Below are 14,590 nucleotides of genomic sequence, written 5' to 3'. Positions count from 1 at the left end.
ATTTTCTAATATCTTTTAGAATAATATTGAGTTTGAGAAATATCAGTTGTCAAAATCGCTGGGGAAATCAACCGGAAGAAGAACTTCTCCTTGATTGGTTCGAATCCAGGTTTTAAAACCTCTTTCATTTTCGGTTAGTTCGATCACTCGCGCTCCATTGCTTAGTTCGCCGTAAGTTGTTTTACCTCCGCTGAAACGTCCATAAGCCAAGGCTATGCCATGCAAGTAGGAAATGTAATCGTTGGAATGATCATGGCCTACAAATGTTCCCATGACATCACCAGACTCCAGCATTGCGGTAAACATGCCCGAATTAATCTCGGGAGAGCATTCTTTTTCGAGGCGGATTCCAATGGGAGGATGTTTTTCGTTTTTATAAGCCTCTGTATATTCTACAAGGGGAATATGGAAAAATGCTAAAGCCGGAAGTACTCGCCCATTTTCCTTTTTTTGTTTTTGGCTTTCCTTTCGGTACCAGTTGATCTGGGATTCCTGAAACCAACCATATCCTTTGATTCCTTCAATGGTGCTATATGCATTTGAATCCATGCAGTACAGTAAGGCGGCATTTGCAGATCCAGATGGTGATTTTACAGGAAGGACATAATTCCCAAAACCATCAACTCCTTTTGTGTGAGGAATAAACAGGTTGCCGTGAAGTTTAACCACAAAGTTGGCAACTTCTTCTCTGCTCAATTCATTTTCATCATCGTGATTTCCAAGGACCACGGCAAATGGAATGTCGCGCTCAATAATTGGCTCAGTAACCATTTCCCATCCATGAATAACCGGATTTCCTGTAACCACATCGCCGGTGAAGATTACTAAATCGGGATTTTCTTCGTCAAGCACTTTATTGATCATTGTGATGGCTGCTTTCGACTCGGGATTGTTGGCCTTTATGTGCGTATCCGTAAACTGAACGATCTTGAATTTCTGATTGTCCTTAAATTTTAGTTCAAAGCCTTTTGCAAAAGAGGTGTTGATTAAAAAAATGCAGGACAAAAAGAGTAGCCACTGCTTGATAGTCCTTTCTTTACTTTTAATTACCATATTTTAAACATTTTGAGGTTATGCAATAAACACAAAGAAACGATTAAAATTGTTTTTTGTATTTATAACGGATCAGAACGATATGATCGCATTACGATTATAATGAAATTTCCCATAGAAGTTGCGTGGTAAAAGAACAATATGCTATGCTTAATTATTTAAAATTAGAGACTTAATGGTATTGTTCTTAAAGCCTTGAAATTTGTAGCAATCATTCTTTCTTATTTTTTTGATTAATTGGAAGCATCCCAATTTGTACCCATCCTTTATCATTCAATCTTTTTTGATCGACGGCAAGTTGAATGCCAGGTTGATCATCGGATGAGGTGTCAACAATTGCGACAGCGAGTTGGTACGTATTTTCAGGGACATCACTCAAATTAAATGTTTCTGAATACTTCCCGGGAATATCTTTGAGCCAATCAGAAGGTTCTGCTTTTTTACTGATCCATTTTTTCTTTAGGCTACCTGCTTCGTTAAACAGCGCAAAAGCGACCTGATACTTTTGGTTCCAGTTAGGATGTTTGTTGGGGAGAATTCCGACCCCCAAGTTATTCCACTGGTGAGCTATTGTTAAGGTGTTGCCATTTTGAGTTACCGATAGTTGAGAAGGATAGAAACGATAGCCTCCATGAGTAATAAATTTTTGAACCAAATCGGGGAGCTCTTCAATCCAATATTTACATTCCAGAGGAACGCGTAAATCCATGGTGTTTGAATGAAAATTGAGCGCATCGTTTAAAGCAGCAGGAAAAGTGGATTTGAAGCTTTTAAAATGGTATTGTTTGTCTTGCTCAAAAGATCGGTTTTTTAGCGTGTCTCCCGTTGGGCTGGTCAGCCAGTAGCAGGCTTCGCCAATAAAAGCATTTTGGGGAAATAAACTGTTCAGTATTTCCTGATCTTGCTTACTAAACCAAAAACTCCCCAACCCATCGCGACGCGGAAGAAATTGATACCTGTCGAACGCTAATGGGTTGGTGTATTTGTAGTCAGCAAAGGAGACATTGAGAACGGGGAGGATCTTCTGAAATCTTTCAGCATAAGATGTGGTAATCCAGTCAACGACCTGGTGGTAGTTTTCTTTGTTTTTTAACAAGACTCCATGTCCTTCTCCCCATCTTCCTAAGCCGTAGGCATCGATGAAATCAACAAGATCAGGATTATCAAATTTTTTTGCGAAGGCCGTTAAAAAACGATCAAATTTTTCTTGAAATACGGGATCGTCGTAATAGGGTGTTTTAAGCTCTCCTGTTTTTCCTATCACCTTTTTAAAAGATGCTCCTGCCTCGAAAACATACTCAGGAGTGGCTTGCTGAACCATGTCCCGGCTGTCGTGAAAGATTCGGAAAGCCAATTTCAATTTTCTCTTTTGGGCTCCCTCTACAAGCTTTATAAAATTGGGATCGCTTTCCCAGGCGTATTTCCCTTCTTCTGGTTCAAAAGCAGTCCATATTGCTCTTATGTACAAAATATTACTTACATCAGGAGCTCCAACGGCATCCATCTCTTCCCAGAAGCTGTCCACATTAATCCGGTCAAAGTTGTTTTGAAAGTAGGGGTAAAGCTCCCAACCTTCGCTGTACATCGTCCATCCCATAGCTGGGTTCTTTAAGACCGAAGTCGTATCAGGAGTAATTGTGAATGTTTTCTTTTGCGTTGTACCGGTTTGACAGCCGACCAAGCAACAGGACACAATGAAGATTAAATAACTAAGATGAAAGAATTTCATAATTAAGGTAATATCAAAATGCCCGGCAAGTTACCGGACATTTATGAATGATTATATTTTTAGATGAATCAAGGATTAACAATCGATGGAAATCCTTGACTCATATCTTATAAGACCTTAATCAAGACCAAGATTGTCTTATTAGTAACCTGGGTTTTGAGTTAAGTTTCCTTTGTACTCGTTAATGTAGCTAACAGGAATGGGGAATAAGAATTTATTTTCATCATTATCAAATTTCTTATATCCATTGCCATCAGTCATTCGTTGATATCGAATTAAGTCCATCCGACGTGTTCCTTCGCAGTATAACTCGTGTGAGCGCTCCATCAAAATGGCATCACGCAAAGCTTCTTTCGACATGGTTGTGAGCGGTTCTAATCCTGCTCTTACCCGAATAGCGTTAATAAATGAATAGGCTGTATTTCCGCCATCGCTGGTGTAAGTAACTCCTTCTTTTGAAACTTGAGCAACTAAAGGGGCATTAACATCGGCGGTTGTTTGCAGTTCGTTTAAAATTTCGGCCATTGCTAAAAGGACTTCGGCATAGCGGTAAACAATAAAATCATGTCCCTGGAAAAAGCTGACTTGATTTGGATCAAGATCATATTTTACAGGAATGGCTCCATCACCTAGGCCATGACGGTTATCCACCGGATTTTCTCTGGTTATTTCTACTCCAGAAGATGTTGTGTATGATGCGGCGATGCCAGACAAACGTTGGTCATTTGCGTCAAAGGTATCGTAAAACGACCAAAGAATTTTATACCCACCCCATGAGTTTGAGCTACCACCTCCAGGCAACGGAAAATTATTTGGAAGTGATTCGGCATGCCACATCATGGTATTGAAAGAGTAGTCAGAAGGAGTTGCAAAGATGATTTCGTTATTCTTTGTGTTGTTAACACTAAATACATCACTATAGCTATTCTGCAATTCGTGCGAGCCAGAGCTAATGATTTGTTCTGCACAATCTTTGGCTTTGTTCCAGAAATTAACGTCACCTGTCCGCGCTGCTTCATTCATGTATAGTCTTAAAAGGACCATGTTGGCTATACTTTTATTGATTCGGCCAAAGTTTGGACCGTAATCTGCTTCGGGAAGGGCATCTTTTCCATCAAATAGTGATTCGATAATTTTCACGAAATTTTCTTTTGATGGACGCTCTGGATAAACCAATTCTGCTGGAGTTGCCAACATTTCGTCAGTAGGGTAAGGAACCGGGCCATAATAGTCATAAAGAATGGCGGCCTTCCATGCTCCAACAGCCTTTGCTTCTGCAATCAATCCGGCTTTTAGATTTTCTGAAATGTCCATTTTCTCTATCTGTTTTGCAACAATACGCGCATTGGAAATATGGTTGTAATACTTAAAAACGTTTTGTGTACCATATCCGTTAGACTCTGTCCATTGGTGTGTTCTTAGGTATTCCCAAGGATTTGTTCCATAAGAGCACGCCATCATATCTCCTGCAGCAATATCGGACAGTGTTAATACTGAATTGATATTTTGAACAAAGAGTCCTGGACTCCAGGTTCCGACTTTCGTAATTGAGTTATAATATAAAGCCGCAATGGCTAGTTTCGCATCCTTCTCCGTATTGTAGAAGTTATCTGGTGTTATTTTATTGTACTCTTCCATTTCCAGGTCACAACTTTGTGTTGTTATGAGTAAGGAGAGTACAATTGCAATTATGTATTTCGTTTTCATTAGTTTGTAGTTTTTATTTTTTTCGGTATTTCCAAATGTTACTTGCATCATCGATAAACATCTTTTATCTGCTATTAGAAACTAAGTTGTAACCCTAAGTTGTAGCTTCTGTGATTCGGATAGGCTGCAACATACTGGTCTGTCTCCGGATCCATTCCGGTGTAAGGCGTAAATAAGAATGGGTTGGTAATATTGCAATAAAGACGCAGACGTTTGATTTTTGCATTTTGCAAAATGTGTTTTGGGAGCGTATAGCCAAGCGTAATATCGCGAACCCGAATAAACCAAGCATCTTCAAGAAAGAAGTCTCCAGTGCCATGTTGTGCAGAACTTTGAAGTGCAGATACCCCTGTTCCTTCCAGGTTATCACTGTTCCATCGATCTAAAGCTTCTACTGGAATATTGGACGCTGTAGAAACTAGTGTGTAAGGGTTTGAAACTCCCAGTTTGGTGTAGGTTTCGTTCAATTTCCATCTGTTAAAAACACCGTAGGTGTAGACTGAAAGGTCGAAATTTCCGTAATTGAAGGTATTATTGAAGCCAATGGTAAATGGGGTATTAACACCTACTTTTACTTTATCGGCATCATCGATCTTTCCATCAGGCTTACCTGAACGTTGAGGTTTGCCATCGCTGTCGAGTACCCTGTTTCCGTCATCATCCAGAAGGTAGCCATCGCGATCGACAATTTTAACTGTGCCAGGAATTAGGTTTAGTGGGTCTGTGCTTCCAACTTCAACTAAACCATCTGTTTCGTAATACCAAAGCTCACCAAAATATTGTTTTGGAGATTCGTTGATTCCCAGCACGTAGCTTGGGTCGCGTTGCAACCAACGATCACGATAATAGGTGAAGGTGATATCAGAGTTCCAGTTAAATTTATCCGAGACAATATTTTTGGTATTCAAGGTTAGCTCAGTTCCGTAAGTTTGCTTTTTTGCATCCAGGTTGTAAGCAATTTTGGAAACAGGATTTGAGCTTAAGAGATTTTTGGTGCCTAAAATACGACTGATTGTTCGGTTGAAATATTCCAACGAACCAGCAACTCGGTGGTTGAAAAGTGAAAAGTCCAACCCAGCATTGATATCTTCTTGTTTCTCCCATTTCAGATCAGGATTACCCAAACCAGCAAGTCTTACACCTGATATAATGGAGTTTCCCCACATGGTATTTGCACCCGGACTGTAGTAATCTGAAAAAGCGGTCCCAATATTATCATTTCCGGTTTGTCCGTAACCAACTCTAAGCTTTAATTGGTTTAACCAGTGTGAAGAAGAGCTCATAAAAGATTCTCTGGAAATATCCCAGCCAAGAGAAATTCCAGGAAATATTCCGTATTGGTTTTCTGGAGAGAAATTGGACGAACCGTCTACACGAAGGTTGGCAGTAACAAAGTATTTATAGTCATAATCGTAGCTAGCGCGAAGGAAGTAAGAGATCACTTCAGAGCTTCCTCCTGATGACCAAACTTGTGGTCTTTCGGCTCCCAAATTCATGTTGTTCCATAAAATGCCATCAAACGGAAAATCAGTTGCTCTTGCCGAGAAACTTTCCCATTTGTACTTCATGTATTCGGTACCTAATGTAGCCGAAAGGTTATGGTTGTCCCCAAATGTTTTGATGTAGTTCAATAAGGTTTGGAACTGGTAATTGCTTTTTTGATTTGTCGACCTGTCAGCGCGGCCATTGTAACTGGCTCCAGGAACGGTAGTTGTCGGCAGATAGCCATAGTTATCACTGGCGTTACGGTCAAAACCTAATTGGGTTTTTATGGAAAGCCCTGGCAGAATATTGTACTTCAGAAAAGCAGAGCTAAAGAAACGCTCCATGGTTGTTTGGTTGGTAATATCAAGGTACGATACAGGGTTTGGAAGTACAGACATCCGGTCGTTGGTTGAAAAATTTCCATTTTCATCGTAAACTGGCAAGGTTGGTGAGAACACCAAGGAACTCATTAAAACACCGCTGTTTTCCCATTGACCACCATTTCCGATAGATACATTATCTGTGTTGATCTGGCTAAAATTGATGGTTACCCCAACAGTTGTTTTATCTCCAATTTCCTGGTCAACATTAACTCGACCAGTATATTTTGACAAGTTGTTATTTTTGATAATCCCTTTTTGATCGAAAGCGCCAAAAGAAGCATAATAACGGGTATTTTTACTGTTTCCGGATAAGGATAAGTCTACATTCTGAACCATTCCTGTGCGTGTTACCTCATCGGTCCAGTTTGTTCCGGTTCTGGTTCCATTCTCAAATTCGGCAATCTGTTCTGCTGAGAAATATGGAGAGAACTCCCCTGGAGCAACCCAGCCATTCGGTTTTGGAACTGAAGAATAAACATCTGTACGGCTATCATATAGCCATTTTTCTCTTTTTACACGATTGGTTTCTTTCATGTAATCAACGGCGTTCAACATTTCTGGTAAATTCACCATTTCCTGAATTCCTGTAGAAGCATTGACGTCGACCGAGAATCTATCTTCTCCCTTTTTTCCTCTTTTAGTTGTTATTAGAATAACTCCACCAGCAGCTTTAGAACCATAAATAGATGTTGCAGATGCGTCTTTTAAGATGTCGATGTTTTCAATGTCATTGGGGTTTAATGAAGAAAGTACGCCATCAAGAGCTCCTGTACCGAAATAACCAACACTCGAAGGGGAAAAGTCTGAAGTTGGCATGCCATCAATAACAATTAAAGGCGAGCGGTTGGTTGCTGATCCTCTGATTTGAAGTTTTACAGCTCCTCCGGGTTGTGCCGAGTTTAAGTTAACGCTTAGCCCGGCAGCTCTTCCTTGTAAGGTGTGAGAGACTGAGGAGGTTGGAATTTTTACGGCTTCCGCAACATCTACAGAAGCAACGGAAGATGTCAGGCTTCTTCTTTTTTGCACACCATATCCAATTGCAACAACTTCTTCAATACCAATGGCATCTTCGGTCATCACAATATCAATGCTCGTTTGGTTGGCCACGACAATTTCCTGGGCACTCATTCCCACAAACGAGAATACCAAGGTAGAACCGGCAGGAACATTGGCGATTGTATACTTTCCGTCAAAATCACTGATGGTTCCATTGGTCGTTCCTTTTATAAGAATGGTCACTCCAGGAAGCGGTTGTCCTTCTGAATCTGTGATGTTTCCGGATACAGTTTTCTCTTGCTGAAGACTAGCATTTAACTGAGACTGTGGATAAACAATGATGTTTCGATCAACCAGCTTGAAGGTCAGGTTGGTTTCAGATAGTAAATTGTCAACAAGCTCATGAATGTCTTTTTGAGAAACATCTACCGATTTCTTTTTTACATCTTTAATCTGTTCATTTTGATAGAAAAATCGGAATTCGGATTGCTCCTCAATTTTGTTGAAAATCTCATTCAGCGATTCATCTTCAACTCGAAGTGAAATTTTTGAGTTCTGCGAATAGAGTTCTGCTGAAGCATTAAACACAAAAATTAAAACCAGTAATGTCGTAAGTTTCATAACAAGTAGTAGTTTTTCCCATTTGACCCATCTGGATGAGTCAGATAATCGGTTTTTTTTCATAATTTCGAAAAGATTTACAGTTTTAAATCAATTATTTAAGGAGGTGGTATAACGTTGGCGCGGATATCACCTTCTTCTTTTTATTCTTCTATTGTTTTGATTTTAAGTGAATTGTTTTGTTGTCTATTTCATAATTAACAGGTATTGTTAGGTTAATAAAGTCGAGTACACTTTGTATGCTCAAATTATCAAGGGTACCGGTATAGTGTTTATTTTCAAATTGTTTTTCATCATATTGAAATTCCACCGCATAGAAGCGCTCTAATTTTTGAATGAAATTGACGAATGGAACATTTTCAAAAGAAAGGATCCCTTCTTTCCAGGATATATCATTCGAAACACGGCTTGGAAGTACTTGTAAGGTTTGGTCTTTTGCGTTATATATTGCTTTTTCAGAAGGATTTAATACCGCAGTTTTATTGTTTCGGTCAATCGTTAGCTCAATTTTTCCTTCGAGTAAGGAGGTCTCCGTAATGTTAGACTCTGGATAATGAGATAGATTGAATTTGGTCCCAACGACTTTGATGGTTGCCTCCGATGTTTCGACAACGAACGGATTTTTTTCGGCATGATAAACTTCAAAATAAGCTTCACCAGAGAGGTTAACCTTTCTGGTCTTACGTTGCATTTGGTATTTCAATTGGGTGTTTGAGTTTAGCCAAACCAAACTGCCATCAGGGAGTGTTACTTTACTTTGTTGTCCTGCTTGGGTCGAAATTTCAATCCAATTGGCTTGGGTGGGGAAAATATACTCAGAAGAAAGATAAACAGACAGCCCCGTAATTGTTAGGATGAGTATTAAAATAGCTGCAATTCGTTGCAACTTGGTAGCAAGGAAAAAGGTTTTGGTGTGTCGTTTCTCTGAAATTGGAGATAAACGACTGATTAATCTTTGTCTTGCCTCGGATGTGGAAGAAGACCTGGATATATCAGCATGTGAATTCCAATAAGTTTCCAGGTTTTGTAAAAAACGTTCGTTTTGTGGATTCCGATTTTTCCAGTCCGAAATCGAATCCTTGTCTTTGTTGCTTGCTGCTTTTTGCAGCAATCTGGCGATACTCTGCGATAAATCTTTCATCTCCTCTGTCGTTATTGATCCTCTTCTTCATGATAATGACGCAGCCTTTTCTAATTCTCCCTAAAAGAAATCTGAAAAAAATATAAAAAAGTTAGAACGATAAGTTTTGACTGCGGTTAAAGGCTAAGCAGCAGTGTTTTAAGTTTGCGTGTATTTTGTGGGTTAGACAAGTCAATGTTCAGAACTGTTGCAATTTTGCGAATGGCGATGGCTAATTGATTGTCAACCGTTTTTACAGAAATATTAAGAATTTCAGCAACTTCCTGCCTGTTAAGTCCGTCCTCCCGAATCAGTTTGAAAATGATCTTGCATTTGGGGGGTAAGTTTGCAACTGTTTTATTGAGGGTGTCAAACAGTTCATGCTCAATAAGATCAACTTCGGCTGATGGCTTGTAGTCAGTAAGCTTTATTTCTGAGTCTTCTATGAGATCAAAATGAAATTTGGTTTCTTTCCGTAAAGTGGAAATCGCTTTGTTTCTTGTTGAAATGTAAAGGTAGGGTTCAATGTTTTTTATTTTCGTTAAATCGGATCTGCTTTCCCAGAGCTTTAAAAATACATCGAGAACAATCTCTTCGGCTAACAAATTTGATTTGACGATGGAGCAGGCAAACTGACTCAACCGGAGGAAATAAGCGTCGAAGAATGTCGCAAAAGATTCTTGCGATAATTCAGTTTTAAATTTTTCAAACTTGTGTCTTCCCTTGCTTTCAATCACCATTGCCCCAATTCAAAAGTTGCTACAAGTTTAAGAAAAAATGATTGATCTAATACAAAGGGGATTTGTACAATAGAATAAAGTCTATTGTAGTGTGTTGTAATATAGGTTGTTGTCGTAAAAGAAAAGGACTGATTGCTGAGAGCAATCAGTCCTTTTAGTATACATCTGATTTTGTTTTGTTAGCTTATTTTAATGAAACGGCATAAAGGAACCAGGAAGTATGAGGAAGCCACTGTTCAACCCAGCGCCAATCATCGTCGTTGCCTGTTTCAGCATAACCTTTTTGAAAATCAATGTCATGATAGTCTGTTAATCCTGCTGTAATTCCATTGACAATTCCTCCTGGAGCATTTTTGTATTCGTAGGAGCCAAAAAACAAGTACTGCGGATTGTTGTAGCCAGAGCCTTCAAGCATACAGGAGTTAAAAGGGTTTAATCCGAGTACCCAGTTGAGTTGACTTTGAGCGTATTTTTTGAGTTGACGAGCAAAAGCCTGGTCATTTTCGAAATGCTGGGCTGCCAGTTTCATCGCAGTTGCCATGGAGCCTAAACGGGCATTCTCACCTTGCCACCAAGGAGCTGTTTCTGAATCGTGAATAAAGAAAAAACCGCTTTCTCTTTTGCCACCCTTATGTTGCACGTACTGACGCACATAGTTAAAAGGATTGTTGACCTCTTCAGAAATAGCCAAGTCAAAATGCAACGATTTTTTGACCACTTCTAAAACTTGTTGCTTTTTGGCCTCATCAACAATTTGAATGTAGCCCAAAAGGCTTACTACCGGGAATCCGGCATCAGCTGCATGAAAGAACGGACGGTCTTGATCGTCAGCTCGCCAATAATTTTGATAGCTGTCATTAGTTGTTAAGCGGTTCATCAATTTATTGGCTCTTTTGTCAGCCGCATCTTTGTAGACTTGTTTCTTGCTTGCTTTATACAATTCAACAGCAGCAACCAAGGCGCAATAATCATCAACAATGTTTTCTTTGCCACCAATGATTAAACGTTGATTATTGGCTTCTAAAAAATGAAAGGCTTCTTCCGCAGTTTCGAGGTATTTTTCTGAGGAATATTGGCCAGAGAATTCGTTCATACTGGCCATAGCCAATGCGGCAATCGCTACGCCAGCTCCTTCGCGGTAGTTGGTGTTGTACTCATTGGTTTCGGGATCGACCAGCTCAATTTTTCGATCAGAAGGAAGCTTTTTCCCCCAGCAAGAAACCGAACGGTAAAAAGAACCATTTGGGATTTTGACATTGACCAGGTAATCTGCTCCATAGATGGCTTCATCAATCATCCGCTTTTTGACTTGCGCCAAGCCTTTTTCATTACGTCGACAAATCTCTTCGTAAGATTTGAACAAGCTCCAAACAGTTAACGGAATTTGTTGAGGATTGAAAAATTCGGAGTAGGATAGGTGAGAGAATACTTTGGAGTAGTCACCAGTCGCATCAGCCCAACCTCCGCGTGCATCAATGCGTTTGACGATTACTTCTTCTCCATTTTCATTTTTCATTACCGGTAGTTCTGCATCGGCTTTTTCAAATAACCCAACAGCCCGTTGTCCTCTGAAATAATAAACAATATCAGAAATGGTATTTCGCTCCAGAATTTGCTCTTGAATTTGAAAAGGATAGGAGTAATAGGTTTTTCCTTGAGAGGACGTTTGAATTATGTATTCACCTGGAGTTTCCAGCGAGGTGAAATCAAGCGTCCAGAACAACCAGTTTTTCCAGTTGTCAACTTTTCCGACGGCAGTCACTTCTCCGGAAGTTACTTCTTGTTTCGTGTGGTTATTAATGATTTTAAAAGAATCAAAATGATCTCCTTCAAAGCCCAGAATAGTCGCTTGCTTAAAGCCAGTGGTTTCGTAACCGATGTGGTTGGTCAGCACTTGGGGAGTGACGGGGTCTTTTGCTTGAGAAAATTGGAACGTAGCCATTGCGAACATGGTTAAGATGAGTTTTTTCATAAGTGTTTAACGATTAAAGTAAGTAGTTGTTTGTACCTATAAAACTATCTAAAAAATGTCGGATTTTAGGAAGTATATGCTGAATAACCTGCCTTTTTTACTGAATTAAAAGCTTGGTGATAATGAACTGTTGAAATGATCAAATGCTTCTTTATTGCTAAAGAAAGCCAACTCCTATCAGATTGAATTGCTGATAAAGAGTTGGCTGAAAAGGGAAGAATATGTAGTAATAAGATTATATTTTTTGAGGATAAGTTTGGGTTATCGCTAGAATAGTTCATCAACTACCTGATTGAAGTAAGCGATGTTCTTTTTGATATCAGGCACTGAGTTGTCCCAGTTGTATTCATATTCGATGGAGAATAATCCTTCAAATTTTTCCTCTTTCAAAACTTCCAACATGTCTTTCAAAGGCAGGATTCCTGTTCCCCAAATTACATCATGCTGTTCGGCTTCGCCTTCCACTTTTTCTTTGATGTCTTTAAAGTGAAGCGATTTCAAACGGCTTCCATATTGTTTCAACCCTTCAACCGGATCAATGCCCATCCGTTTCCAGTGACCAACATCAGCACATGCCCCAATGCGATCGCTCAAGCCATCAACAGCTTTCATGAATAACTCAGGCGACCAGTAATTGGATGGTTTAGGGTGATTGTGAATGGCCACATCAATTTTGTACTTGTTGGCCAGCTGATCAACAAACTTCAGGTGTTTGTATTCGGGCTCGCAGGTGATAATTTCAATGCCCATGGCATCCGCAAACTGGAACAGTTGTTCCCATTCTGCTTCATCTTTACAAATAACCACACCACTGGCCTTAATTTTTACGCCTTTGGATTTAGCATATTTCAACACCTCTTTTTGGGTGGCTTTATCCATTTTGAAATCCATGGTTCCTTCAATGTCTTTTCCCAATGGCTGTCCGTAGTAAACTTCCATGTAGTTCAAGCCCAATTCCTGCGCTTTATCTACTGCTTCCTGAAAGGTAAAACGGTGAAACGTATAACTCTGAACACCTAGTTCCCATCCGGCTTTCTTTAATTTTTTACTTGGTTGAGCTACTACTGGAAATGCCATTACTAATGCAATTAAAAAAAGACCACAAGTCTTCATTGTTTGTCTCATTATCCTTCAATTTTAGTGTTTGTTGTTGGTTTTGTGTTCTAACAGGAGAAACCAGCTTGCACCAGTTTCTCCATTAAAGTATTTTGCTTTTAGCCTATTTAGGCATTGGTGGCAAAGCCCATCCTTCGCGATAGGTGTGGTTAATCCACTCTTCTGAAATCGCTTTCGCATTGAAATCAGCAAACTGACGATCGAAACGAGGATCGCCATCCACCACTTCAAACTTATCAACGGTTACCACTTTAATCTTATCTGAATCAGAAATATTCGTAAAACGCATATTTTCACCATCCCAGTGAAGGGTCCGGTTCAGCGACTGCAGACGTACGGCCAGCACTCCCATCACAACCATTTCGTTGAATGGTCCGGAGTATGCGAAGTTGGCACTTGCCTCTTTTCGGCTGCCTTTCGATTCTTTACAGGCACGGATCCAGTCACGCTCGTGTGCTCCCGACCAAGGGCCGGCTTCTGAACCAGGGATACGAGCAATCGTTGGTGTTGGCTCTTTAAAGTCTTCCATTCTTTCGTAAGGCAACAAGGTAGGCTGCATACCATAATAGCTGGTCATGATCTTACCTTTGGTTCCCACAAACAGCAAACCACCGCCGCTGTCTTTACCTAAAACTTCACCATCAGGAAGTTCAATCGGACGTTCAGGAAGGAAACCACCGTCGTACCATACCACTTTAACCTCTGGCATACCAACATCAGGCATGTTTTTGCGGGCAGGGAACGTATAAGTTACCTTTTCGGCATGAGGAGCACTCTCGGTATTTACAAGCGTTGAAGAAGCCTCAACTTTTGAAGGGTATTTTAAATTCAGGGCCCAGAAAACCGGATCAAGTACGTGACAAGCCATATCGCCTAAGGCGCCAGTACCGTAATCCCACCAGCCACGCCAGTTCCAGGGTGTGTATGAAGGATGATAAGGACGGTAAGCAGCCGGCCCTAAAAACAGATCCCAATCCAGGGTTTTTGGAACTTTCACGTTCTCAGTTGGGCGTTGCAACCCTTGTGGCCAGATCGGACGGTCAGTCCAGGCATGTACTTCAGTCACTTCGCCAATGGCTCCGGACCAGATCCACTCGCAAACACGACGAATGTCGTCACCTGAGTTCCCCTGGTTACCCATTTGCGTAGCAACACCATATTTTTCAGCCAGTTTGGTCAACAGGCGTGATTCATATACCGAGTGTGTTAAAGGCTTTTGTGTGTAAACATGCTTGCCTAAAGTCATGGCGTGTGCTGTTACACCAGCGTGGGTATGGTCTGGCGTTGCCACCATTACCGCGTCGATTGAGTTACCCATTTTATCCAGCATCTCGCGCCAGTCATTAAATCGTTCTGCCTTCGGATAATCTTTAAATGTTTTATCGGCATATTTCCAATCCACATCACACAGAGCTACAATGTTTTCAGCGCTCATGTTACGCAGGTTGTTACGTCCCATTCCACCGACACCAACTCCGGCGATATTCAGTTTATCACTCGGCGCAGTATGTCCAAATGATTTTCCCATAACGGTACTTGGGACTACTGAGAATGCAGCGCCTGCCAGGGCAGTTGCTTTTACAAATTTTCTTCTGCTTATATTCTTCATCTCTATTTAGTGATTTATAAGGTTTCTAAGTTTAGGTTTCTCCAGAGGACTTTGATTTC

9 protein-coding genes are annotated in these 14,590 nt (G+C 40.4%); all 9 read right to left on the bottom strand.

Going from position 1 to position 14,590, the window contains the following annotated elements:
* Window positions 1-42: 42 nt before the first annotated feature.
* Window positions 43-1,053 carry a metallophosphoesterase family protein gene (locus BM156_RS20095; protein ID WP_093921701.1) on the bottom strand — a complete coding sequence of 337 codons (1,011 nt, stop codon included), beginning with the start codon at window positions 1,051-1,053 and terminating at the stop codon, window positions 43-45.
* Between the two features lie 211 nt (window positions 1,054-1,264).
* Entirely contained in the window at window positions 1,265-2,782 is a 1,518-nt protein-coding gene (locus BM156_RS20090; protein WP_212733565.1) for a hypothetical protein, read from the bottom strand.
* Window positions 2,783-2,923: 141 nt separating this feature from the next.
* Entirely contained in the window at window positions 2,924-4,489 is a 1,566-nt protein-coding gene (locus BM156_RS20085) for a RagB/SusD family nutrient uptake outer membrane protein (protein WP_170847032.1), read from the bottom strand.
* Between the two features lie 74 nt (window positions 4,490-4,563).
* Window positions 4,564-7,974, bottom strand: coding sequence for a TonB-dependent receptor (locus BM156_RS20080; protein WP_170847031.1), 3,411 nt, complete (start codon window positions 7,972-7,974; stop codon window positions 4,564-4,566).
* 151 nt (window positions 7,975-8,125) lie between these two features.
* Window positions 8,126-9,115, bottom strand: coding sequence for a FecR family protein (locus BM156_RS20075; protein WP_093921698.1), 990 nt, complete (start codon window positions 9,113-9,115; stop codon window positions 8,126-8,128).
* 116 nt (window positions 9,116-9,231) lie between these two features.
* Window positions 9,232-9,834, bottom strand: a complete 603-nt coding sequence (locus tag BM156_RS20070; protein ID WP_093921697.1) for an RNA polymerase sigma-70 factor — start codon at window positions 9,832-9,834, stop codon at window positions 9,232-9,234.
* Window positions 9,835-10,018: 184 nt separating this feature from the next.
* The gene (locus tag BM156_RS20065) at window positions 10,019-11,806 is read right to left on the bottom strand and encodes a glycoside hydrolase family 9 protein (protein WP_212733564.1); all 1,788 of its coding nucleotides are present in this window, start codon (window positions 11,804-11,806) and stop codon (window positions 10,019-10,021) included.
* A gap of 267 nt (window positions 11,807-12,073) precedes the next feature.
* On the bottom strand, window positions 12,074-12,883 hold the full coding sequence (locus BM156_RS20060; RefSeq protein ID WP_244525742.1) for a sugar phosphate isomerase/epimerase family protein: 810 nt from the start codon (window positions 12,881-12,883) through the stop codon (window positions 12,074-12,076).
* Window positions 12,884-13,025: 142 nt separating this feature from the next.
* Window positions 13,026-14,531: a Gfo/Idh/MocA family protein gene (locus BM156_RS20055; RefSeq protein WP_093920141.1), complete on the bottom strand. Its 1,506-nt coding sequence runs from the start codon at window positions 14,529-14,531 to the stop codon at window positions 13,026-13,028.
* Window positions 14,532-14,590: the final 59 nt, after the last annotated feature.

The sequence above is a fragment of the Sunxiuqinia elliptica genome, assembly GCF_900113005.1.
Taxonomy (GTDB): domain Bacteria; phylum Bacteroidota; class Bacteroidia; order Bacteroidales; family Prolixibacteraceae; genus Sunxiuqinia; species Sunxiuqinia elliptica.
The sequence above is the reverse complement of the archived record's forward strand: the minus strand, read 5'-3'. Positions and strand labels throughout refer to the sequence as shown.